Here is a 20420-nt window from a genome sequence, read left to right as displayed (position 1 = left end):
CTCAAATTCACCTATTCAATATGTTTCTTAATGTTCGTTAAATTCGTGTTTAGTTCATGTAAATCGGTCTTTTCAAGTATACTGAAAAAATCGTCTTCACTATTAATATAGAGACGCTTTCTCCCTGGGTAAGATGAAATGAGAATTAAAGCAATAGCTTCATGTAAAGGTGCCTCATACTCCCATATCCCTTTCGCTACCGCATTCTCCCCAAAGACAGCAGGATACAAGACATGAAATTTCTTTTCATTCCCGTCCAGCACATATGTGGCAGTAGAGCGAACAAATGAATCTTCTGGGGAATTTGAACGCTCTTTTTTCAAATGTTCATAAGTGACATCAATAATTTTCATCAATTATCCTCCTTCACCATTAACCACAGATTAATCTGGAAGTTCTTGGAATTTTTCGAAGAATAAATCTGCTTCGTCCTCCTCTGTATCTTCGCTTCCATCTGGAAGAGGCGGGAGATCGTTAATTGAGCTCAATCCAAAATGAAAAAGAAATTCGCGTGTCGTTCCATAAAGAATCGCTCTCCCTGCTTTTTCGGCTCTCCCGGCTTCTTTAATAAGTAATTTACTCATTAACGTTTGAAGAGGCTTATCTGTTTTAACTCCTCGAATCTCTTCAATTTCAATTCTTGTAATCGGTTGTTTATAGGCGATGATCGCAAGTGTTTCTAAAGCAGCTTGCGACAGATTATGATTACCTGGTGTGTCCACTAATTTCTCGATATAAGATGCGTTTTTGGCATTGGTCGTTAGCTGATAACCTCCACCAATAAAGCTAATCATAAAACCGCGTTCTTTTTCATCATATTCATGTTGGAGTTCTTTTATTGCATCTAGAAGGGTGTCTTCTTGCAATGAAATGGTTTCACAAAGGGTTTTGACTGTAATCCCCTCATCACCAACCACAAACAGAAGACTTTCGATGATGCTCTTTATTTCTTCATTTGTCACACTGATGCCTTCCCTTCTCTTTCAAAAATCATGATTTCACCAAAGTTTTGATCTTGTTCACATGCAACATCTCTCGTTTTCATTAATTCAAGAACAGCGAGAAACGTTACAATCATATGTCCACGATCGGCTTCGCTAAAGAGATCACTAAACCGTTTCTTATGCCCCCCTTGTAACTGATAACGAATCGCATTCATTCGATCTTCAATTGGTATTTCTTCACTTTGAACTGTTGTACGCTTTGGCTTTTTGTCTTTTACTCGTCTCGACATCTTTTGAAATGCTGCTAGCATATCGTATAAAGTGACATCACCAATTGAAGTTTGGTCGTCTTCAGTGCTAAATTCACTTATGTCAGCTGGAGGTCGGGCATAGAGCAAGCTACGACTAGATTCTTTTTTCTTTAAATCATTCGCCGCTTCTTTAAACCTTCGATACTCAACAAGTCGTTGAACAAGCTCATCACGAGGGTCTTCTTCAAATTCTGGATCCTGTTCTAGCATTTCTTCTTCTTTTTGTGGAAGTAGCATTTTGCTTTTAATTGCAAGTAGCGTTGCAGCCATCACGAGATATTCACTGGCGATATCAAGTTCTAGCTCTTGCATGGTGTGTACAAACGTTAAATATTGATCCGTAATTTGCGAGACTGGTATATCATAAATATCAACTTCGTACTTATTTATAAGGTGCAGTAGTAGATCCAGCGGACCTTCAAACGCATCAACTTTTACATTATATTGCATCATTTTCCATCTTCCTTTATTCATGTCCATTGAGTATACCGATTATATCATATTTAAACGATACGACGGATGACTGATCTCTTTTAAACGCTTGAGAAGTCATGCACTTTCGATGCCTTACGCAATTGTGCTAAACTACAAAAAGAAATGGAGGAATCACTATGTATCCAGAAGCTTACATTCAATATCTGGCTCATTTCCACGGTCTTCGTGACTATTTTGAATGTCATGAAATTCTTGAAGAACATTGGAAGGAAGATGCCCGAGGAAGTCGTAAGTTGCATTGGGTAGGGCTTATCCAAATTGCTGTTGGTCTTTATCACCATCGACGGGGTAATTTTACTGGTGCAAAGAGAATGATAGCGAATGCGAAACATATCGTCTTAAATGAAAGGGAAGAATTAGAGAGCCTATCCATCAATGTCGATAAACTTTTAGAAAACCTCACTTCGGAACTTCAACGAATCAATAAAGGTTTGTCATATAACAGCTTTGAAATCCCACTTACCAATAACACTCTGCTCAACAAATGCAAAGCGACTTGTATTGAACTCGGGTGTACTTATGGCAGCAAGAGTGACCTTGCTGACGTTGAACTGATTGATCGGCATACGCGAAGAGATCGATCAGATATTATTGAAGAAAGAAAGCTACAACAACAATTAAAACAGCAGAAAAGGAACGGCTAAGCCGTTCCTTTTCTGCAACATATTGTTTACTTTATTTTTTCTTCAAGGTGACACCTTTCGAAAAAAGTACCTGTATATTCATTTCCTTTAATACTTATCTCGTCACTGAGCATTTCCCGAAGGGCTTCGACCATCTGTTTACCAATCCCCTGGTGACGATGAGATGGGTTGACGCTAATATCTTTTAACTCCACTTCATTCTCGTTTACCCACTCAATACCAAGCAATCCAATGATATCTTCTTCTTTCCAAAGAAAAAGCTGTAAAGAATCCATTTCTTCATAATCTTTGATTGATTGCTGCAGTTTTTTAATATCTTTTTCATTTGGCATAAAACTTAATAGTCCCATGGCTATTTTCTCATGAGCTTTTTTATAACGAATTAGCATGATTATCCCTCATTAAAGTAATTCTTGGCTCTTCTTTTTTTACCTTATTCGGACTTACAAAAGATGGTTCACCCCTTGTAACGAAAGAGCGCAGTGAGTATGATCTCTTGCCTATCACACACAATCGAATCCACTATTATTCTTGGTGACTTCCGAGTTTATCTTCAAATTTCACTACCCCTAAACGCATACCATACTCATCATAGCCAAAAATGAACTGATAATCAACCTTCAAATGATTTTGATAAATTCGCCATTTCAATTGCGGCAGTTGCTGCGTCCCAGCCTTTATTACCAGCTTTTGTACCAGCCCGCTCTACGGCTTGTTCGATTGTATTTGTTGTTAATACTCCGAATATAACAGGAACACCGGTCTGCATCGTTAAGTTCGCTACTCCTTTTGAAACTTCTCCACATACATAATCAAAATGCGGTGTTGCTCCACGAATAACGGTTCCTAATGTAATAATGGCGTCATATTTTCCGGTATCCACCATTTTTTTTGCAGCAAAAGGAATCTCAAACGCACCGGGCACCCATGCGACATCAATGTTATCTTCTGAGAGGCCATGGCGTTTCAACGCGTCTTCAGCACCTCCGAGTAGTTTGCTTGTAATAAACTCATTAAATCTTCCTACTACTATACCCACTTTTAATCCAGATCCAACCAAATTTCCTTCAAATATTTGTCCCATCTTAACTAACCTCCTAATTTTTTCACACTTTAGAAATGAAGCATGTGTCCTAGCTTACTGTGTTTCGTCTTAAGATATCGTTCATTCTCTTTTCTTGAAGGCATTTGAAGCGGTACTCGAGAAGCTACTTCAAGACCATAACCAGTCAATCCCGCTATTTTTCGTGGATTGTTTGTTAGCAGATTCATTTGCGTGACACCAAGGTCTCGTAAAATCTGAGCACCAATTCCGTAGTCTCTTAAGTCTGGCTTAAACCCTAGCTTTTCGTTCGCTTCAACGGTGTCGTAACCCTCTTCTTGGAGCTTATAAGCTTTCATCTTGTTAAGAAGTCCAATTCCTCGACCCTCTTGCCGCATATAGAGAAGCACGCCGTGCCCTTCTTCTTCTATTTGTGCCAATGCAGCATGAAGTTGCGGGCCGCAGTCGCACCGAAAAGACCCAAAGACATCACCGGTTAAGCATTCTGAGTGAACACGAACAAGCGTTGGTTGATCAGGAAAAATCTCTCCTTTTATTAGTGCTACATGCTCTTTCTGGTCAATAATGTTTGAATATCCGACAGATCGAAAAGACCCAAATTCAGTAGGAAGTTCGATTTCTACTTCCTTTTGAACAAGCACATCTTTTCGATTTCGATATTGAATTAAATCCTTAATTGTAATCATCTTCAAATCGAATTCTTCAGAGATCTCTTTTAAATCAGGAACTCGTGCCATCTCCCCGTCTTCTTTCATGATTTCACAGATAACACCAGCAGGAGATGAACCAGATAGTCTAGCTAAATCAACTGCTGCTTCTGTATGTCCTGCTCTTCGAAGCACGCCCCCATCCTTAGCTATTAAAGGAAAGATATGACCTGGGCGGTTAAAATCAGCGGGTTTTGCAGCAGGGTTGATGAGGTATTGAATTGTAGTTGCTCTTTCAGCGGCTGAAATACCTGTGGTTGTACTTTTGTGATCGACACTAACGGTAAAGGCCGTTCCATGAGAATCAGTATTATGGTCAACCATAGGACTTAGTTTCAGTTGATTCGCACGTTGTTCAGTAATTGGCGTGCAAACAAGTCCTCTTCCTTTTGTGATCATAAAATTAATTGTCTCTGGCGTTACCTTGTCAGCTAACGCAATAAAATCTCCTTCGTTCTCTCTGTCTTCATCGTCACAAACAATAACGACCCGCCCTTGCATTAAATCGTAAATGGCTTCTTCAATTGTGTGGAACATGACTTAACCTCCTGTTGCATCACTTATTTAAACCCATGATCTTCAAAAAACTGGCTTCCTAGTGAAGCTGTGGGCTCTGGCTTTGATCCGCTTCTTTGTTCTAGATACCTCATAATATACTTCCCAAGCATATCGCATTCAATGTTTACTGTATCTCCCACTCTTTTCTTACCAAGCACCGTTTCTTCGACAGTATGAGGAATAAGTGAAATCGTGAGAGAGTGTTCCCCGATCCCAAAAACAGTAAGACTTGTGCCATCAACCGAAACGGACCCCTTTTCGACAAAGTAAATTAACAGGTTCCGAGGAATGGAAATATCATAGTAAATCGCGTTATCAATTTGCTCGACTCGCGTAATTTCCCCGACACCGTCAACATGACCAGAAACAAAGTGACCACCAAAACGTCCATTTGCGGACATAGCCCGTTCAAGATTCACTGAAGAATTCGGCGCTAGATGACGCAGGCTACTAGAACGAAATGTTTCAGGCATAATATCGACAGAAAAAGAAGCATCCGTAAACGATGTAACCGTCAAGCAAACGCCATTTATCGAAATACTATCTCCTAGATTAACGTCCGATAATACTTTCGATGCAGCGATCTGCATCACGATCGACTCTCCTGCTTGCTGCACGCTTTCCACTCTGCCAATCTCTTCTACGATACCTGTAAACATTATGAAGTCCCCCTTGATGAGATAATACGAATATCTTGTCCAATGCGCTCAACGCTTTCAATCGATAAATCGACCGCTTCGCTCATGAATTCAAAACCTTTCGCTCCAAACGCTGTTGGAGATTCTTTTCCACCAATGAGCTTAGGCGCGATATATGTAATCACCTGCTGAAAAGTACGAGATTCCAAAAAACTACCATGCACTTCAGATCCACCTTCCACAAAAATGGAAGTAATTTCTCGCTCCCCAAGGAGAGCTAATACATCTTCAATAGGAAGGGCTGGATTAGCTACTTCTAGCACGTGAACATGTGCAGGAAATGCTCGCTCACTCTTTAACACAGCCTGCTTGGTTGTTATAATCCAAGTTTCCGCTTTCTGATCATTTATCACTTTTGCTTCAGAAGGAATCCTTAGATTACGATCAAGGATAATTCTGATCGGAGAAAGACCTTCTCCATATCGAGTCGTAAGGGTCGGATCGTCTGAAAGAACCGTTCCAATTCCTACTAAAATAGCATCATGCTGATGTCGGAAAGCATGTACATCTTTCCGACCTTCCTCTCCTGTTATCCATTTGCTATCACCAGTATGTGAAGCCATTTTCCCATCTAACGTTACCGCAGCTTTTAAAGTAACGTACGGCCGTTTATGAGAGATATAGTGAAAGAACATCCGATTCAATTTAAGTGCTTCTTCCTCTAATAGTCCAATCGATACCTTTATCCCTGCAGCTTCGAGCTTCGACACGCCTTGACCAGCTACGAGTGGATTCGGATCTTGACTAGCTACATAAACTTTGCTAACTCCTGCATGAATAAGAGCATCCGAACAAGGAGGCGTGCGACCATGATGACTACATGGCTCAAGCGTGACATACGCCGTGCTACCCCTAGCTTCACTCCCAGCCATTTTCAAAGCCTGTATTTCTGCATGCCCTTCTCCAGCTTTCAGATGGGCACCCATCCCTACAATTCGTCCGTTATTTACAAGTAAACAACCAACGGAAGGATTTGGACGTGTTTGACCAATTGTACTTTTAGCCATTTCAATCGCAGTGTTCATAAAATCCATATGATTCATTAAATTTTCTCCATTTCTACTCTCCTTAGTGGTTAAGAAAGAGAATAAAAAAACTCCCACAACGGTGTTATGGGAGTCAAAATTATATGCTAAATAAGCCTTTTGAATCCACGATTCAAAAGGGAATTAGTCATAAGTTTCCTTCTCCCATCCAGACTATACTGTCGGTTCTGGTTTCACACCAGATCCACCGTTTGCTTACGCAACCGGGTCACGGACTTAGCTAGCTTTAGCTAGACATCACCGCCGGTTGGGACTTTCACCCGACCCCGAAGGAAAGTATTTAGTTTTGATGCGTCTGAACTATTCTTCGTCCCAGACTTTAACTTCTTTCATCACATCGCCTTGCTTAATACGAAGAACCGTATCCATTCCTTCTGTCACTTGACCAAAAACAGTGTGAACACCGTCAAGGTGAGGCTGAGGTTCATGAACAAGGAAAAACTGGCTTCCACCTGTATTTTTACCTGCATGAGCCATAGACAATGAACCAGCTACGTGCTTATGAGGGTTTCCTTCTGTTTCACAATCGATTGCATACCCAGGTCCACCCATTCCAGTTCCCGTTGGATCTCCACCCTGTGCTACGAAACCTGGAATAACACGGTGAAAGTTTACACCGTTATAGAATCCTTCGTTTGCAAGCTTCTCAAAGTTAGCAACTGTATTTGGTGCTGCCTCTGGATAAAACTCAATTTCAATTACTTCTCCATTTTCAAATGCAATGGTTCCTTTTTTCATAACTAAATCCTCCTGCGCTAACAATTTTCTTAAAAGCTCTTTCATTATAGCACAGACTTGAGTTGTTCCCTATCATTTCTACCTATCAATGTTATTTTGAAATAATCGCATGCTTTAAAGGAAGGTCATGACGAATTAAATCCTCATATGATTCTCTTCTCACCACCAGGTTGGCTTCTCCATTTTCCACAAACACCACCGCTGGTCGCGGCAGTCTGTTATAGTTATTTGCCATTGAGTAACCGTAAGCTCCAGTTGAAAATACAGCCATCGTATCTCCAGCAATGGCACGCTGTAACGTACAGTCCCAAATTAACATGTCACCAGACTCGCAACATTTTCCTGCAACAGAATAAAGTTGATCTTTAGGTTCATTCATTCGGTTGGCAATCGTCGCTTCGTATTTTGCCTGATAAAGAGCAGGTCGTAAATTATCCGTCATCCCTCCATCAACTGCAAGGTAATGACGAAGCTCAGGAACTTTCTTATGAGAGCCCACTGTGTATAAAGTCATTCCTGCTTCTCCAACAAGCGAACGACCAGGTTCAATCCATATTTCTGGCATCGTCATATCATTTCCTACCTGTGTTCTTACCGCATTTATCATTGCCTCAACATATTGACCGACGGGGATCGGCTCATCTGCTTCCGTATAACGAATACCAAACCCACCACCAAGATTAAGAACTTCCGGTTCATAGCCGTAGGATTTAAGATAACGATAAATTTTCTCAATGGCCATAACAAAGCCATTCGTCTCAAAAATTTGTGAACCGATATGACAATGTAGACCTAAAAGATGAATGGCTCTCATTTCTGTTGCTCTACTTATCGCCTGTTCTACCTGACCACTTTGTAAATCAAAACCGAATTTAGAATCTTCCTGACCAGTCAAAATATAGTCGTGAGTGTGTGCTTCAATTCCTGGCGTAATACGCAACAGTACATTGGCAGTAACATTCTTTTCTTCTGCTAACTGTTCAAGCAATGATAATTCGTAGAAATTATCTACTACAAAGCAACCTATCTCTGCATCTAACGCCATTTGAATTTCAGCTTCGCTTTTATTATTCCCATGAAAATGAATGCGATCAACAGGGAAACCAGCCTTTAAAGCTGTATACAACTCTCCACCTGACACAACATCAAGACTTAACCCTTCTTCTTCTGCGAGTTGAATCATGGCTATACAGGAAAAGGCTTTACTAGCATACGCAACCTGGTAATTGACCTCCTCTTGTTCAAACGCTTTTCGAAATGCCTTCGCTTTTTCTCGAATCATTGCTACGTCATAAACATACAAAGCTGTTCCATATTTTTCACTCAGTTGAACTGTATCAATTCCTCCAACTGATAAATGACCTTTATCTGTAATCGCTGACGTTCCATATAAATTCACGATTCTTTCTCCCCTCTCGCTAATATGAATGCGAGCAACCCTCCACAAAAAACAAGAAAACAGCCAACTTTATAGATACATTGGCTGTTTTCTCCGTATCCTCACGAGTTGGATTAGCTCACCACTGAAAAAATCCATTTTTCCAGTGACAGTCTGCAGCTTGTTCAGCAGCAGCCCAGCAAGAAAAGGATGGCTCTTTTCCCACTTCGGCAAATTGACCTTTCCGATATCGTCTCCGCATTCCATTATATGCTCAGATACCATACTCATTCGTTTTGCGCCTCTATCCCCATTACATTCAATGAGGTCTATTCAATTAAGAAATAAATTATCATACTTTTTAAGATTCGGCAAGTGGTTTGTCCGGTTGTTTTGTTTCATTTTGCGGTTCTGTAATGCTAGGACGTAGTTTTGTAAGAGGTACAGACACACGAATCAAAACTTGTATAAAAGCTTTTGGGTTGAATGGGATAAACGGCCATAAGTATGGTGTATTTAATGGTTTTAACGCGACAAGAAATAAAATGATCGCTGTAATCCCGATCATGTATCCCGGTACTCGGAAGAAAAAGACAAGTACTAATAACAGTAGCCTAACTAATTTATTTGCAATGGATAATTCATAACTCGGTGTTGCATACGAACCTATAGCTGCAATCGAGACATATAGAATAACTTCTGGTACAAACAACCCTACATCAATAGCAATTTGCCCGATTAAAACCGCTGCAATCAAACCCATTGCAGTTGAAAGAGGCGTAGGGGTATGAATGGCCGCCATTCGTAGGGTTTCTATCCCAATTTCAGCAAGCAGAATTTGAGCAAAAATAGGTACATTCGTTTCATCATTCGGTCCGATAAAGTCAATTGATTTAGGTAGTAACTGCGGTTCATATACCGCAAGTAACCAGAGGGGTAATAATAACAAAGCTGCCAGCATTCCACCAAAACGAACCCATCGTAAGAAAGCTCCAGGTAGTGGTGCTTCTCTATATTCTTCTGCATGCTGTACGTGATGAAAAAACGTCGTTGGCGTAATAATAACGCTTGGTGAAGTATCAACGATAATTAACACATGTCCTTCTAACAAATGAGATGCTGCCACGTCTGGTCTTTCGGTATATCTGACTAATGGAAAAGGGTTACCTGCTTGATGGACAAGAAATTCTTCTACTGTTTTATCTGCCATTGGAATACCATCTATATTAATTTCTTTTAATTTCTTTTTTACTATTTCCACTAAATTTGGGTTAGCTACATCTTGAATATAAGTAATACAAATATCTGTTTTAGAGCGTTCGCCTATTTGAAAAATTTCATTCCGTAAGCGCCCATCTCGAATTCGACGTCTTGTTAATGCTGTATTTTCAATAATATTTTCCGTAAAACCATCGCGAGAGCCTCTAATCACTTTTTCTGTATCTGGTTCTTGAGGTGTTCTTCCAGGATACTTTCGAACATCGATGATATAGGCAATTTCTTCGCCTTCCATAAAAACAGCAATTAAACCTGATAAAACTTGATCGACAACTTCATCGAACGTTTTAACCTCTGTAACTTGCTGATGCGGCAAATGATTATGTATCACCTGCTCAAATTTCACCGTTAAACGATGATGATCGTCGATCTCCATCAGTTCTCGCATGATTTCTACAATAATTGATGTATCACAAAGACCTGTACAATAGTAAAACTGAATTTCTTTGTTTAGAATCTTAATTTTACGTACGCCAACATCAAAGCTTTTCCCAATTCCCATTGATTTCTTTAAAAATTCTTCGTTTTCTTTCAGTTTTTTAAATATTTTTTGTTTGTTATCGACTTTAGATGTCATAGAAACCGCTCCTTTCAAGCAAAATTTGAACGGCTTTTAATGTTATAGGTGATCCCATTTCAGGATCATCAAGACCAGACATTTTACCTATATCACCAACACCTATGATAATGGGGAGGTTTAGTTTATCTAAAATCGACACAGTATCACCATCAATTCTTCCAAGCTCCATGTCTGCAAATCCATGTTTGTCCACTCCATAGTGTGTTAGTTCACCGTCACGATCGATTGAGACATCAACTCTTGTCCATTCTGAGAAATGAGTTCTAGAAGCTACTGCAATTGCCCCAAGTAGTTCAATATTCTCGTCTTCTGCAACGGACTGCATGGCAAGTTCTCCATAACCTTCACCCGGAAATCCACTATCGTCGAACATAACGAATACCGGATCATGAGGGGCTTCTTTAATGAGTGAAATGATTTCATATCCAGCAAGCGGGGTAGGATTTCCTGCAGATTGACTGATGCATCTACCTCCAATATCTGACGCGACTTTCTCAATGGCTCTTTGTGCATAAAGATCCCCATCCGTGACAAAAATAACCCGCCGCTTTTTCATGAGTTTTCACCCCTTTGGTTTAAATAAAATAGCGATAATGAATCCAAAAACGATAGCTGATGAAATACCTGCTGATGTTAATTGAAATATCCCCATTGCGATTCCTATAAAACCATGTTCTTCCCCCTGCTGCATCGCTCCATGAAGCAATGAATGACCAAAGCTTGTAATCGGTACAGTTGCACCAGCTCCTGCGAATTCAATAAGGCGGTCATAAATCCCAAATCCATCGAGAACCGCTCCTGTTACAACAAATGATGACATCACATGGGCAGGTGTTAGTTTGAAAATATCAAGTAAAAGCTGACCGATCACACAGATGCCTCCACCTACAGCAAACGCGATTAAATATTCCACTATCCTTCACCCCCAACTCGCTCGAATACAACGGCATGAGCTATCGCAGGCATACTTTCTTTTTGCTGTATCATAACGGGACTATGCAAACAGCCGGTTGCGGTCACAAGGATTTTTTGGTAATTTCCTTTTTTTAAGAGATCTATGAGATGACCATAAGTCACAACCGCGGAACAAGCACATCCGCTACCACCAGCGAATACTTCCTTTTGATCTGGACGATAAATCATCAGCCCGCAGTCGTTATGATTGTTTGTAATATCTATTCCTTTTTCAAGCAGTAAATCTCTTACAATCGGTGCTCCTACGGATGAAAGATCACCTGTTACAATAAGGTCATACTCAGAAGGCTCAACGTTTAAATCTTTAAAATGAGTTGCTAACGTATCCGCGGCAGCTGGGGCCATTGCACTTCCCATATCAAATGGATCTTTAATTCCCCAATCGACTACTCGGCCAATTGTTGCTGCGGAAATTCGAATGTCAGAGCGATCTTGACTAATCAACGCTGCACCTGCACCTGTAACAGTAGAAGTCGCCGTTCCTGGCTTTTGACCACCGTATTCTGTAGGATATCGAAACTGCCTTTCAGCCGTTGCATTATGACTACTCACTCCCGCAATAGCTTTCTTAGCAAAGCCACCTTCAACAAGAGAAGAGGCGATAGCTAAGGATTCCATTGAAGTTGAACATGCTCCAAAAACCCCAAGAAATGGTATATGATTCGTTCTGGCTGTATATGTCGCACTAACAATTTGATTCAATAAATCACCCGCAACAAAAACGTCAATATCACTCTGATTTATTTCTTTTTTGGATAAACAGCTCGTGACCGCATCTTCTAATAACTTTCTCTCCGCCAATTCCCAATTATCCTGATCACAATGAAGGTTGTTGTAAGTGACATCAAACGAATCACCAAATGGTCCCTCCGCTTCTTTCGGTCCAACCGCTGTTCCTACTGACTGCAAAAAAACCGAGGAGAATTCCCATGTTTGTTTTCCTGTCTTCATAATGATTCTCTCCTTATATCAACGCTTTAAAAAGCATCCTTACCATGCCAACGATGTATGCAGCTACAGTTCCAAACACAATGACTGAACCAGCAAGTTTAAACATATTGGTCGCAATACCTAGTACAATACCCTCGCTTTTATGCTCGAGAGCTGCACTAGTAATTGAATTAGCAAAGCCTGTAACTGGTACTGCTGATCCTGCACCTGAAAACTGACCAATTTTGTCGTACCAACCAAAAGCAGTTAAAAGAGCGGCGATAAGAATTAAAGTAGCCACCGTAGGATTTCCTGCATTTTCTTTTGAAAAATCAAAGACGTTTATATAGAAATTCTGCACACTCTGACCAAACATACAGATAAATCCTCCAACAATAAATGCCTTTATAGCATTGAATACATATGGGGGTTTCGGCTGATATGATTTGATATTTTTTGAATATTGTTCCTGATCATTCAATGAATTTGCCATTACTTTAAACCTCCATTAACAAAAATTGTCCAATGAAACAACGAGCCAAAAACTTTACCTAAAACAATCGCCATCAGCAGAACCAGAATTTTATCGATAAACCCGATTCGTTTCGTTAGTATAGGAAGTACGTTCAACACTTCTGTTAAAGCAGCTGCCAACATACCTATAAAAACTCCTGCGCCTAAACCAATCGGGACTACAACAAACTTTGGCAAGTTTAAAGTTGGGTTTCGTAACGATAACCAGCTTGCGACAACTGCCCCGATAATAATGCCCCATTCATAAAAACGAATGAGGTGCCACGTTTTTGATAACTGTGTTAGGCGTGGAATAATACCAAGAACTGAAAGAAAAGCAACAAAACCTGCTCCAACCGCTATTCCTTCTGCGAATCCTATGAGCATGACGAGTAAAAATTGGGCATTCATGGTTTGTTATGACCGTTCTCATCACTTTCATGTACGATGACATATTGATCGAGATCCTGTTGATAATTAAACATTTCTACTTCTAACGGGCTGGGCTCTTCATTAAATCGTTTCTTAAAAAGGTGGTTAAAGAATAAAACCATACCGATTCCGAGACCAAATGAATAGGGAACTTGTAGTAACAATGGTTTTGGATTATCGATTCCAGTCACAATTTTATAAATTTGCTGGTGAACTTCTCTCATGCTGACATCTTCATGAAAATTCATGATAGCGAGTGCAGCGCCAATAAATAATAAAAACCAAATAAACGCAAAATATACAGGTGCCAATTTCTTCTTTGGATATTGAACTTCTACAATTGTTTGGGTAGGACCAACAACTTGTATTTCTATGTTTGTCATGACACTGTGTATAGCTGTTATCACTTTCATCACATCGATTACAACTAAGTTCTTATCTTCTTTTGTCACCTGGTAAATAGGGATCTCTTCTACTTTGGCACAATAGACATCTTCACCAATTAACTGGGCGATATCTCTTATGAAAAGTTCTTGATTTGGCGGAACTTTCTTTTTCTGCCTAAGTCTAAGATAGATCATCTTACTTTCCATGATCCTGCACCTCCTTATGCAAGGGGCATATTGGTTATAGTATGTTTCTACCAAATCACTCTCATTCTCACGCTACTCAAGTACCATTAATTCCCTAAACCGGGCTCGCATTTTTCAAAACAAACCAAAGAACAGATGAGCTATTTGCTCATCTGTTCTTTGATTTGTTTCAGAATCTTCTTTTCTAATCTCGACACTTGAACTTGAGAAATACCGAGACGCTCTGCTACTTCCGACTGCGTTTGATCCTTGTAATACCTTAAATAAACAATAAGCCTTTCTCTCGTATCAAGATACTGAAGGGCTTCCTTTAGTGCTAATTTATCAAACCAGGCGGTATCTGTGTTGTCCGCAATTTGATCCAAAAGTGTAATCGGATCTCCATCGTTTTCATAAACAGTTTCATGAATGGAAGAAGGAGCTCGAACAGCTTCTTGAGCAAGGACCACTTCTTCAGGGCTAACCTCGATTTTTTCCGCAATTTCATTGACTGTCGGCGTTCTTCCAAGCGTTTTAGATAACTCATCTTTTGCCTTTCGAACTTTGTTGCCTGTTTCTTTAAGAGAGCGACTGACTTTGACGGTCCCATCATCTCGAATAAAACGCTGGATTTCACCAATAATCATTGGAACTGCATAGGTGGAGAACTTCACATCGTAACTTAAATCAAATTTATCAACGGATTTTAGCAGACCTATACACCCAATCTGAAAGAGATCATCCGCTTCATACCCTCGATTGAGAAATCGTTGCACAACTGACCAGACAAGACGCATGTTCTTTTGAACTATCAGGTCTCTTGCATCCTGGTCGCCATCCTGGCTTTGTTTAATCAATTCCTTTACTTCATCAGGCTTAAGTTGCGACTGTTTCCCTTTTCTAACCTCCACGTCCATATGCAGGTCCCCTTAATTACATAGCGCTTTATTTTTTGATAGGTACTTCATTAAGTGAATGGTTGTTCCCTGTCCACTTGCAGACTCGACTTTAACTTCATCCATAAAATTTTCCATAATCGTGAAACCCATCCCTGAACGTTCCAGTTCAGGCTTTGACGTATATAACGGTTGTCTTGCTTCTTCGAGATCGAGAATGCCGACACCATTATCACGAATCGTAAGATTTACTGTATCGTCATTTAACTCGACCGATATATATACCTTTTCTTCACCGTTTTGCTCATATCCATGGATAATCGCATTGGTCACGGCCTCTGAAACGACGGTTTTAATTTCGGTTAATTCGTCGACGGTAGGATCCAACTGAGCAATAAAAGCCGCAACTGTTACCCTTGCAAAAGACTCATTTTGACTAAGCGCGGAAAATTCTAGTTCCATCCGATTTCTCATTATGCCACCCCCAAAGTTGCGAGGGCATGCTGCTCATCAGCCTCTAGCCTCACGATTTTAAAGAGCCCTGACATTTCGAACAAACGTTTTACAGGAGGGGAAATCGAACAGACTACCATTTCTCCGCCAAAGCTTTTTACCTTATTGTACCGTCCAAGAATGACACCAAGACCAGAACTATCCATAAATGATAGCCCTTCAAGACTCAGAACAATATGCTCAATTTTTCGTTCCTCAAGGATTGTATCTACCCTGTCTCTTAGTTCTTCTGACGTATGGTGATCTAACTCTCCATCAAGTCGAATCAAAAGAACGGGATGTCTTACTTCAAGATTGATCGAAAGACTCACGTCACATTCCTCCTCATGTTTGCTTGTGAGTTTTTTCTCTCTTTACAGGGTTAATTCCTTCTTCGTGACAAAACTAGTGTCGATTCGATGAAAGAGGCAATCACTTGACACTCCTAGTAGGGGCTTTGGCGAACTGCGCTGCTGTTCTTTTCATTAGTTGCCACCAAGAAGCTTTGTTAATATCTTCAGCAGAGATAACAGGTGACGTTGCCGTCACACGACCATCAATTTTTACTGAAAGTTCACCAACCTGGTCACCCTTTTTTACCGGTGTTTCAATATTTTTCTTCATTTTAATATTGGTTGTGATTTCACCGTTCTCTTGACCTTTTCTTAGGAGTACAGAGACACGCTCAGATGTGACCACTGACATGAAAGGCTGATCACCTTTATTTACTTTCACTTCTTTTACTACATTGTTACGATCGAATAATTTTTGTGTTTTATATTGAGAAAACGCATAATCAAACAGTTTTGTAATTTCACTATTTCGTACTTTTGGAGAAGGTGCCCCCATTACAACAGCAACCACACGCATGTCATCTCTTTTGGCTGTTGCAGTAAGACAGTATTTTGCTTCACTTGTAAATCCGGTTTTCAATCCATCTACACCAGGGTAGAATTTAACAAGTTTATTTGTGTTAACTAACCAGAATTTTTTATCAGTGTCCTGTCTTAAATAATCTTCATACAACCCGGTGTATTTAGTAATCAAATCATATTTAAGAAGTTCTTTTGCCATTAATGCCATATCATTTGCTGTTGAATAATGGTCTTTGGCAGGCAACCCTGTTGGATTAACAAAATGAGTATTCTTAAGACCCATTGATTTTGCTTTATCATTCATCAACTTAACAAATTCTTCTTCAGAACCTGCAATCGCCTCCGCCATAGCAACTGAAGCATCATTCCCAGAAGCAATCGCTATGCCTTTAAGCATGTCATTCACTGTCATTTCCTCTCCTGCTTCGAGAAAAATCTGAGAACCACCCATTGATGCAGCATATTCACTTGCTCTCACTTTCTGATCAAGGCTTAATTTTCCACTTTCTACAGCTTCCATAATCAAAATCATCGTCATAATTTTTGTCATACTTGCAGGAGGAAGCTTTTTATCACTGTCTTTTTCAAACAATACTTCACCTGTATCACGCTCAATTAATATAGCCGAAGAAGCATTCTCTGCGATTTTTAACTTTGTTTCTTCTGCATGAGTAAAAGAAGGAACAAGTAGGGTTCCTCCCAGCAAGAAGGCGAGCGCTGTTGCAACAACTTTCATTGGTGATCCCTCCATTCTTAATATTACAAGGATTTCCAACATGTTGGAAAAATATACGAATGATTGAACCTTCAATTCCAAATACACCCAACCTAAAATTGCCACAAAAAAAGAAGCCTCTAAAAAGAGACTTCTCACAACATCATCTATCACCTAGTTAATCACTTTATAGATCAATTGAGGCTTTTCAATAGCATCTTTCGAAAGCGTATAAGCTTCATTAATCTTTTTGACCGAGTCTTCGGCATCTTCACTATCACTATGAAGGACAACTAGCGCTTCGCCTTTTTCTACTTTGTCGCCAACTTTTTTCTTAAGCGTAATTCCTACACCGTGGTTAATGAGATCGTCCTTAGTCGCTCTTCCTGCCCCTAGATACATAGCCGCAACGCCAACTGACTCGGCGTCGATTTCCGTTACGTATCCGTCTTGCTGTGCAGATACTTCAATTTCATACTTTGCTTTTGGTAATTTTGAAAGGTCATCAATAACGCTTACATCGCCACCTTGAGCTTGAACAAGCGTTCTGAATGATTCAAATGCTTTACCATTTTGCAAATTTTCTTCTAGCGTTTTGTACGCTGTATCAAAATCATCGAAAGCACCAGCAATCACTGTCATATGAGAAGCGAGTTCAAGAGATAGGAGACGAAGATCTTCAATATTCTCTCCTTGAAGCACCTGACATGCTTCACGTACTTCATTTGCATTTCCAACTTCAAAACCAAGCGGCTGACTCATATCACTAATGACCGCAACCGTGTTTCGTCCTAGGTTCTTACCAATGTTAACCATTTCCTTAGCAAGTGCTTCTGAATCTTCAAGTTTTTTCATAAATGCGCCAGAACCAGTTTTTACATCGAGAACGATCCCATCTGCTCCTGAAGCAAGCTTTTTACTCATGATTGATCCTGCAATCAAAGGAATTGAATCAACTGTTGCTGTAACATCGCGGAGGGCATAAAGTTTCTTGTCTGCCGGTGCCAGGTTGCCTGTTTGTCCTGCAACAGATAATTTATGTGTATTAACGTTATTAACAAACTCTTCTTTTGTCATCTCAATATGGAAGCCTTCAATGGATTCAAGCTTATCTAATGTCCCGCCTGTATGACCCAAACCTCTTCCTGACATTTTAGCTACTGGTACACCAACAGAAGCTACCAGTGGACCAACAATAAATGTTGTTTTATCGCCTACGCCGCCTGTTGAGTGCTTGTCCACTTTATGACCTTCAATAGCTGACAAGTCAATTGTTTCACCTGACTCCACCATAGCTTGAGTAAGCATGGCTGTTTCATTAGACTTCATTCCATTAAAATATATCGCCATCATTAAAGCCGATGCCTGATAATCAGGAATATCGCCTTTGGTATATCCATCTATAAAGAAATTGATTTCTTCTTTCGTCAACTCGTTACCATTTCGTTTTTTCTGTATGACGTCTACCATTCTCATTGAATCGCTCTCCCTTCTAACTTAACCCATTTTACTTACAATTGTTTTCACTAATAGCAAGAAGTTAGCCTTCACCTTCTCCGTTGTTTCAATCACTTCGTCATGATGAAGTGGCTGATCGAGGATTCCAGCTGCCATATTTGAAATACAAGAGATTCCAAGTACATCCATGCCTGCATGTCTTGCTATAATTACTTCTGGTACAGTTGACATTCCTACTGCGTCCCCACCTAATGTACGCAGCATGCGAACCTCTGCTGGCGTTTCATAAGTGGGACCGGTATTTCCGACATAAACACCGGATTGAAGCTTCATTCCAAGCTCTTTCGCTGTATCTTGCGCTAAATGTTGTAGTTCTAGCGAATAGGCTGTAGACATATCCGGAAAACGAGGGCCAAATTCATTGCTATTTGGTCCAATTAACGGATTTGTGCCGAAATTGTTAATATGATCAGCGATCACCATTAAATCACCAGGTTGGAACTCTTCATTTATTCCACCTGCTGCATTTGTTACAATCACATGATGAATCCCAAGTTCTTTCATCACTCGAACGGGAAATGTTACTTTGTCCATTGAATATCCTTCGTAGAAATGAAAACGCCCCTGCATGGCTGCCACTGTCTTACCATTTAATGTACCAAATACAAATTGTCCCGCATGCCCTTCTACTGTAGAAACGGGGAAATTCGGAATATCACTATAGGGAATTTGTACAGGACTTTCAATTTCTTCAGCAAGGACACCTAATCCAGAGCCTAAGATAAGACCGATTTCTGGACGAAATTCCCCTACTTGATCTTGTATATAGGATGATGCATCTTGTATTTCTTGTTTAATCGTCATTTTCGTTCCTCCTCTTGATTCTCAAAGCTTCTCAAGAAAGCTAGTCCCGTGTTCTGGTAACGTTACCTTAAAATTATCCGCAATCGTTGCTCCAACATCTGCGAACGTTTGACGGATACCAAGATCAACTGCTTCTTTAATCCCTTTATGATAAGCAAGTAACGGGACATATTCACGCGTGTGGTCTGTTCCATGATGGATTGGGTCATTCCCATGATCTGCCGTAATTAGTAGCAAATCATCTTCTTCCATCCGTTCAAGGACTTCTGTCAGTCTCTCGTCATACTCTTCTAGCGCTTCACCATAACCTTGTGGATCTCTTCTGTGTCCGTATAATGCATCAAAGTCAACTAGGTTAAGGAAACTAATTCCTTCAAATTCCATTTGTTGTGTTTCAATAAGCTTATCCATGCCATCCATATTAGACTTTGTACGAAGCGACTTTGTAACACCTTCTTCATCATAAATATCAGAAATTTTTCCGATTGCAATGACATCTTTCCCATTGTCCTCTAGCTCATTCATTACTGTGTGTCCAAAAGGTTTGAGGGCATAGTCATGGCGATTCGACGTTCGCTTAAAATCGCCTGCTTCTCCGATGAACGGCCGTGCAATGACTCTTCCTACCATATATTCTTCTGCTTTCGTCATTTCTCTTGCAATCTCACAAATGTGATAAAGTTCATCAAGAGGTACAACATCTTCGTGTGCAGCAATTTGTAAAACAGAATCTGCTGAAGTATAAACAATGAGGGCGCCTGTTTTAACATGCTCTTCACCAAGTTCAACAAGAATTTCGGTACCGGAAGCTGGCTTATTTCCAATAACCTTTCTTCCAGTCCTATTTTCAAGTTCCGAAATGAGCTTATCAGGAAAACCGTCTGGGAACGTTCGAAACGGTTGCTCAATATGGAGGCCCATAATTTCCCAATGACCGGTCATCGTATCTTTCCCATTAGAAGCTTCCATCATTTTTGTATAATGCGCCATAGGCTGATCGGCTTTCGAGATACCATTTAGTTCGCGGATATTACCAAGCCCTAACTTTTCCATATTAGGCATGTTAAGTCCATTCATGTGGTCAGCAATATGGCCTAAAGTGTCTGCGCCTAAATCATCAAATTGCTCAGCATCTGGTGCTTCACCGATTCCCACTGAATCCATTACTACTAAAAATACTCGTTTAAAACGTTTTGTCATATTTATCCTCCTCGTTCCATGATCCATTCAAATTTATTATTCCCTTGAAAAAACAAAA

The 20420-nt window shown here is 40.1% G+C and carries 25 protein-coding genes and 2 riboswitches; of the genes, 1 reads left to right on the top strand and 24 read right to left on the bottom strand.

What is annotated here, in order from left to right; translation table 11 throughout:
* Window positions 1-11 precede the first annotated feature (11 nt).
* The 3 genes from PQ511_RS12380 to PQ511_RS12370 are packed head-to-tail and all read right to left on the bottom strand — an operon-like array spanning window position 12 to window position 1708.
* A complete protein-coding gene (locus PQ511_RS12380) occupies window positions 12-353 on the bottom strand; it encodes a hypothetical protein (RefSeq protein ID WP_273852215.1) in 342 nt (113 codons plus the stop codon).
* Between the two features lie 30 nt (window positions 354-383).
* Entirely contained in the window at window positions 384-962 is a 579-nt protein-coding gene (gene scpB / locus PQ511_RS12375) for an SMC-Scp complex subunit ScpB (protein ID WP_273852214.1), read from the bottom strand.
* Window positions 959-1708: a segregation/condensation protein A gene (locus PQ511_RS12370; protein ID WP_273852213.1), complete on the bottom strand. Its 750-nt coding sequence runs from the start codon at window positions 1706-1708 to the stop codon at window positions 959-961. The genes scpB and PQ511_RS12370 overlap by 4 nt, the downstream gene beginning before the upstream one ends.
* Window positions 1709-1866: 158 nt before the next feature.
* Here PQ511_RS12370 and PQ511_RS12365 point away from each other — a divergent pair, with 158 nt between their 5' ends.
* Window positions 1867-2394, top strand: coding sequence for a DUF309 domain-containing protein (locus PQ511_RS12365; protein ID WP_273852212.1), 528 nt, complete (start codon window positions 1867-1869; stop codon window positions 2392-2394).
* Between the two features lie 26 nt (window positions 2395-2420).
* Here PQ511_RS12365 and PQ511_RS12360 read toward each other — a convergent pair whose 3' ends face one another.
* The 21 genes from PQ511_RS12360 to deoB form a co-directional block, all read right to left on the bottom strand.
* Entirely contained in the window at window positions 2421-2783 is a 363-nt protein-coding gene (locus PQ511_RS12360; protein WP_273852211.1) for a GNAT family N-acetyltransferase, read from the bottom strand.
* Window positions 2784-3007: 224 nt separating this feature from the next.
* Entirely contained in the window at window positions 3008-3478 is a 471-nt protein-coding gene (gene ribH, locus PQ511_RS12355; RefSeq protein ID WP_273852210.1) for a 6,7-dimethyl-8-ribityllumazine synthase, read from the bottom strand.
* A 29-nt stretch (window positions 3479-3507) separates the two neighbouring features.
* Window positions 3508-4701, bottom strand: a complete 1194-nt coding sequence (locus PQ511_RS12350) for a bifunctional 3,4-dihydroxy-2-butanone-4-phosphate synthase/GTP cyclohydrolase II (RefSeq protein ID WP_273852209.1) — start codon at window positions 4699-4701, stop codon at window positions 3508-3510.
* Window positions 4702-4724: 23 nt separating this feature from the next.
* A complete protein-coding gene (ribE, locus tag PQ511_RS12345; protein ID WP_273852208.1) occupies window positions 4725-5381 on the bottom strand; it encodes a riboflavin synthase in 657 nt (218 codons plus the stop codon).
* Window positions 5381-6463, bottom strand: coding sequence for a bifunctional diaminohydroxyphosphoribosylaminopyrimidine deaminase/5-amino-6-(5-phosphoribosylamino)uracil reductase RibD (gene ribD, locus PQ511_RS12340; protein ID WP_420541696.1), 1083 nt, complete (start codon window positions 6461-6463; stop codon window positions 5381-5383). Before ribD ends, ribE begins: the two co-directional genes overlap by 1 nt.
* A gap of 135 nt (window positions 6464-6598) precedes the next feature.
* Window positions 6599-6744, bottom strand: a riboswitch (FMN riboswitch).
* Window positions 6745-6766: 22 nt separating this feature from the next.
* On the bottom strand, window positions 6767-7204 hold the full coding sequence (locus PQ511_RS12335; protein ID WP_226657312.1) for a peptidylprolyl isomerase: 438 nt from the start codon (window positions 7202-7204) through the stop codon (window positions 6767-6769).
* Window positions 7205-7295: 91 nt separating this feature from the next.
* Window positions 7296-8603: a diaminopimelate decarboxylase gene (gene lysA / locus PQ511_RS12330; protein WP_273852207.1), complete on the bottom strand. Its 1308-nt coding sequence runs from the start codon at window positions 8601-8603 to the stop codon at window positions 7296-7298.
* A gap of 106 nt (window positions 8604-8709) precedes the next feature.
* Window positions 8710-8897: riboswitch (Lysine riboswitch) on the bottom strand.
* 46 nt (window positions 8898-8943) lie between these two features.
* Complete coding sequence (locus PQ511_RS12325; RefSeq protein ID WP_273852206.1) at window positions 8944-10437, bottom strand: spore germination protein; 1494 nt, start codon at window positions 10435-10437, stop codon at window positions 8944-8946.
* Complete coding sequence (gene spoVAEA, locus PQ511_RS12320; protein ID WP_273852205.1) at window positions 10427-10996, bottom strand: stage V sporulation protein SpoVABEA; 570 nt, start codon at window positions 10994-10996, stop codon at window positions 10427-10429. The genes PQ511_RS12325 and spoVAEA overlap by 11 nt, the downstream gene beginning before the upstream one ends.
* 6 nt (window positions 10997-11002) lie before the next feature.
* Window positions 11003-11353 carry a stage V sporulation protein AE gene (spoVAE, locus tag PQ511_RS12315; RefSeq protein ID WP_273852204.1) on the bottom strand — a complete coding sequence of 117 codons (351 nt, stop codon included), beginning with the start codon at window positions 11351-11353 and terminating at the stop codon, window positions 11003-11005.
* Window positions 11353-12366, bottom strand: a complete 1014-nt coding sequence (spoVAD, locus tag PQ511_RS12310) for a stage V sporulation protein AD (protein ID WP_273852203.1) — start codon at window positions 12364-12366, stop codon at window positions 11353-11355. The genes spoVAE and spoVAD overlap by 1 nt, the downstream gene beginning before the upstream one ends.
* A gap of 13 nt (window positions 12367-12379) precedes the next feature.
* Window positions 12380-12838 (bottom strand): stage V sporulation protein AC, encoded by a 459-nt coding sequence (gene spoVAC, locus PQ511_RS12305; protein WP_273852202.1) that lies wholly within the window; start codon window positions 12836-12838, stop codon window positions 12380-12382.
* Window positions 12838-13269 (bottom strand): stage V sporulation protein AB, encoded by a 432-nt coding sequence (locus PQ511_RS12300; RefSeq protein WP_273852201.1) that lies wholly within the window; start codon window positions 13267-13269, stop codon window positions 12838-12840. Before PQ511_RS12300 ends, spoVAC begins: the two co-directional genes overlap by 1 nt.
* Complete coding sequence (locus PQ511_RS12295) at window positions 13266-13883, bottom strand: stage V sporulation protein AA (RefSeq protein ID WP_273852200.1); 618 nt, start codon at window positions 13881-13883, stop codon at window positions 13266-13268. Before PQ511_RS12295 ends, PQ511_RS12300 begins: the two co-directional genes overlap by 4 nt.
* Before the next feature lie 140 nt (window positions 13884-14023).
* On the bottom strand, window positions 14024-14779 hold the full coding sequence (sigF, locus tag PQ511_RS12290) for an RNA polymerase sporulation sigma factor SigF (RefSeq protein ID WP_273852199.1): 756 nt from the start codon (window positions 14777-14779) through the stop codon (window positions 14024-14026).
* Window positions 14780-14791: 12 nt separating this feature from the next.
* Entirely contained in the window at window positions 14792-15232 is a 441-nt protein-coding gene (gene spoIIAB / locus PQ511_RS12285; protein ID WP_226657294.1) for an anti-sigma F factor, read from the bottom strand.
* Complete coding sequence (spoIIAA, locus tag PQ511_RS12280; RefSeq protein ID WP_273852198.1) at window positions 15232-15582, bottom strand: anti-sigma F factor antagonist; 351 nt, start codon at window positions 15580-15582, stop codon at window positions 15232-15234. Before spoIIAA ends, spoIIAB begins: the two co-directional genes overlap by 1 nt.
* Before the next feature lie 100 nt (window positions 15583-15682).
* Window positions 15683-16861 (bottom strand): D-alanyl-D-alanine carboxypeptidase family protein, encoded by a 1179-nt coding sequence (locus PQ511_RS12275; RefSeq protein ID WP_273852197.1) that lies wholly within the window; start codon window positions 16859-16861, stop codon window positions 15683-15685.
* A 153-nt stretch (window positions 16862-17014) separates the two neighbouring features.
* Window positions 17015-18316: a pyrimidine-nucleoside phosphorylase gene (locus tag PQ511_RS12270; RefSeq protein ID WP_273852196.1), complete on the bottom strand. Its 1302-nt coding sequence runs from the start codon at window positions 18314-18316 to the stop codon at window positions 17015-17017.
* Between the two features lie 21 nt (window positions 18317-18337).
* Complete coding sequence (locus PQ511_RS12265; protein ID WP_273852195.1) at window positions 18338-19162, bottom strand: purine-nucleoside phosphorylase; 825 nt, start codon at window positions 19160-19162, stop codon at window positions 18338-18340.
* A 21-nt stretch (window positions 19163-19183) separates the two neighbouring features.
* Entirely contained in the window at window positions 19184-20362 is a 1179-nt protein-coding gene (gene deoB, locus PQ511_RS12260; RefSeq protein WP_273852194.1) for a phosphopentomutase, read from the bottom strand.
* Window positions 20363-20420 lie beyond the last annotated feature (58 nt).

It is taken from the genome of Guptibacillus spartinae, from assembly GCF_028610625.1.
GTDB classification, from domain to species: Bacteria; Bacillota; Bacilli; order Bacillales; family Guptibacillaceae; genus Guptibacillus; species Guptibacillus spartinae.
This window is presented reverse-complemented; position numbering and strand designations above follow the sequence as displayed.

Bases quoted from the DNA above. Each gene is read 5' to 3' on its own strand.
- PQ511_RS12380 (WP_273852215.1), bottom strand. From the start codon at position 353: ATGAAAATTATTGATGTCACTTATGAACATTTGAAAAAAGAGCGTTCA.
- PQ511_RS12370 (WP_273852213.1), bottom strand. From the start codon at position 1,708: ATGATGCAATATAATGTAAAAGTTGATGCGTTTGAAGGTCCGCTGGAT.
- PQ511_RS12365 (WP_273852212.1), top strand. From the start codon at position 1,867: ATGTATCCAGAAGCTTACATTCAATATCTGGCTCATTTCCACGGTCTT.
- PQ511_RS12360 (WP_273852211.1), bottom strand. From the start codon at position 2,783: ATGCTAATTCGTTATAAAAAAGCTCATGAGAAAATAGCCATGGGACTA.
- ribH (WP_273852210.1), bottom strand. From the start codon at position 3,478: ATGGGACAAATATTTGAAGGAAATTTGGTTGGATCTGGATTAAAAGTG.
- PQ511_RS12350 (WP_273852209.1), bottom strand. From the start codon at position 4,701: ATGTTCCACACAATTGAAGAAGCCATTTACGATTTAATGCAAGGGCGG.
- ribE (WP_273852208.1), bottom strand. From the start codon at position 5,381: ATGTTTACAGGTATCGTAGAAGAGATTGGCAGAGTGGAAAGCGTGCAG.
- ribD (WP_420541696.1), bottom strand. From the start codon at position 6,463: ATGAATCATATGGATTTTATGAACACTGCGATTGAAATGGCTAAAAGT.
- PQ511_RS12335 (WP_226657312.1), bottom strand. From the start codon at position 7,204: ATGAAAAAAGGAACCATTGCATTTGAAAATGGAGAAGTAATTGAAATT.
- PQ511_RS12325 (WP_273852206.1), bottom strand. From the start codon at position 10,437: ATGACATCTAAAGTCGATAACAAACAAAAAATATTTAAAAAACTGAAA.
- spoVAEA (WP_273852205.1), bottom strand. From the start codon at position 10,996: ATGAAAAAGCGGCGGGTTATTTTTGTCACGGATGGGGATCTTTATGCA.
- spoVAD (WP_273852203.1), bottom strand. From the start codon at position 12,366: ATGAAGACAGGAAAACAAACATGGGAATTCTCCTCGGTTTTTTTGCAG.
- spoVAC (WP_273852202.1), bottom strand. From the start codon at position 12,838: ATGGCAAATTCATTGAATGATCAGGAACAATATTCAAAAAATATCAAA.
- PQ511_RS12300 (WP_273852201.1), bottom strand. From the start codon at position 13,269: ATGAATGCCCAATTTTTACTCGTCATGCTCATAGGATTCGCAGAAGGA.
- PQ511_RS12295 (WP_273852200.1), bottom strand. From the start codon at position 13,883: ATGGAAAGTAAGATGATCTATCTTAGACTTAGGCAGAAAAAGAAAGTT.
- sigF (WP_273852199.1), bottom strand. From the start codon at position 14,779: ATGGACGTGGAGGTTAGAAAAGGGAAACAGTCGCAACTTAAGCCTGAT.
- spoIIAB (WP_226657294.1), bottom strand. From the start codon at position 15,232: ATGAGAAATCGGATGGAACTAGAATTTTCCGCGCTTAGTCAAAATGAG.
- PQ511_RS12275 (WP_273852197.1), bottom strand. From the start codon at position 16,861: ATGAAAGTTGTTGCAACAGCGCTCGCCTTCTTGCTGGGAGGAACCCTA.
- PQ511_RS12270 (WP_273852196.1), bottom strand. From the start codon at position 18,316: ATGAGAATGGTAGACGTCATACAGAAAAAACGAAATGGTAACGAGTTG.
- PQ511_RS12265 (WP_273852195.1), bottom strand. From the start codon at position 19,162: ATGACGATTAAACAAGAAATACAAGATGCATCATCCTATATACAAGAT.
- deoB (WP_273852194.1), bottom strand. From the start codon at position 20,362: ATGACAAAACGTTTTAAACGAGTATTTTTAGTAGTAATGGATTCAGTG.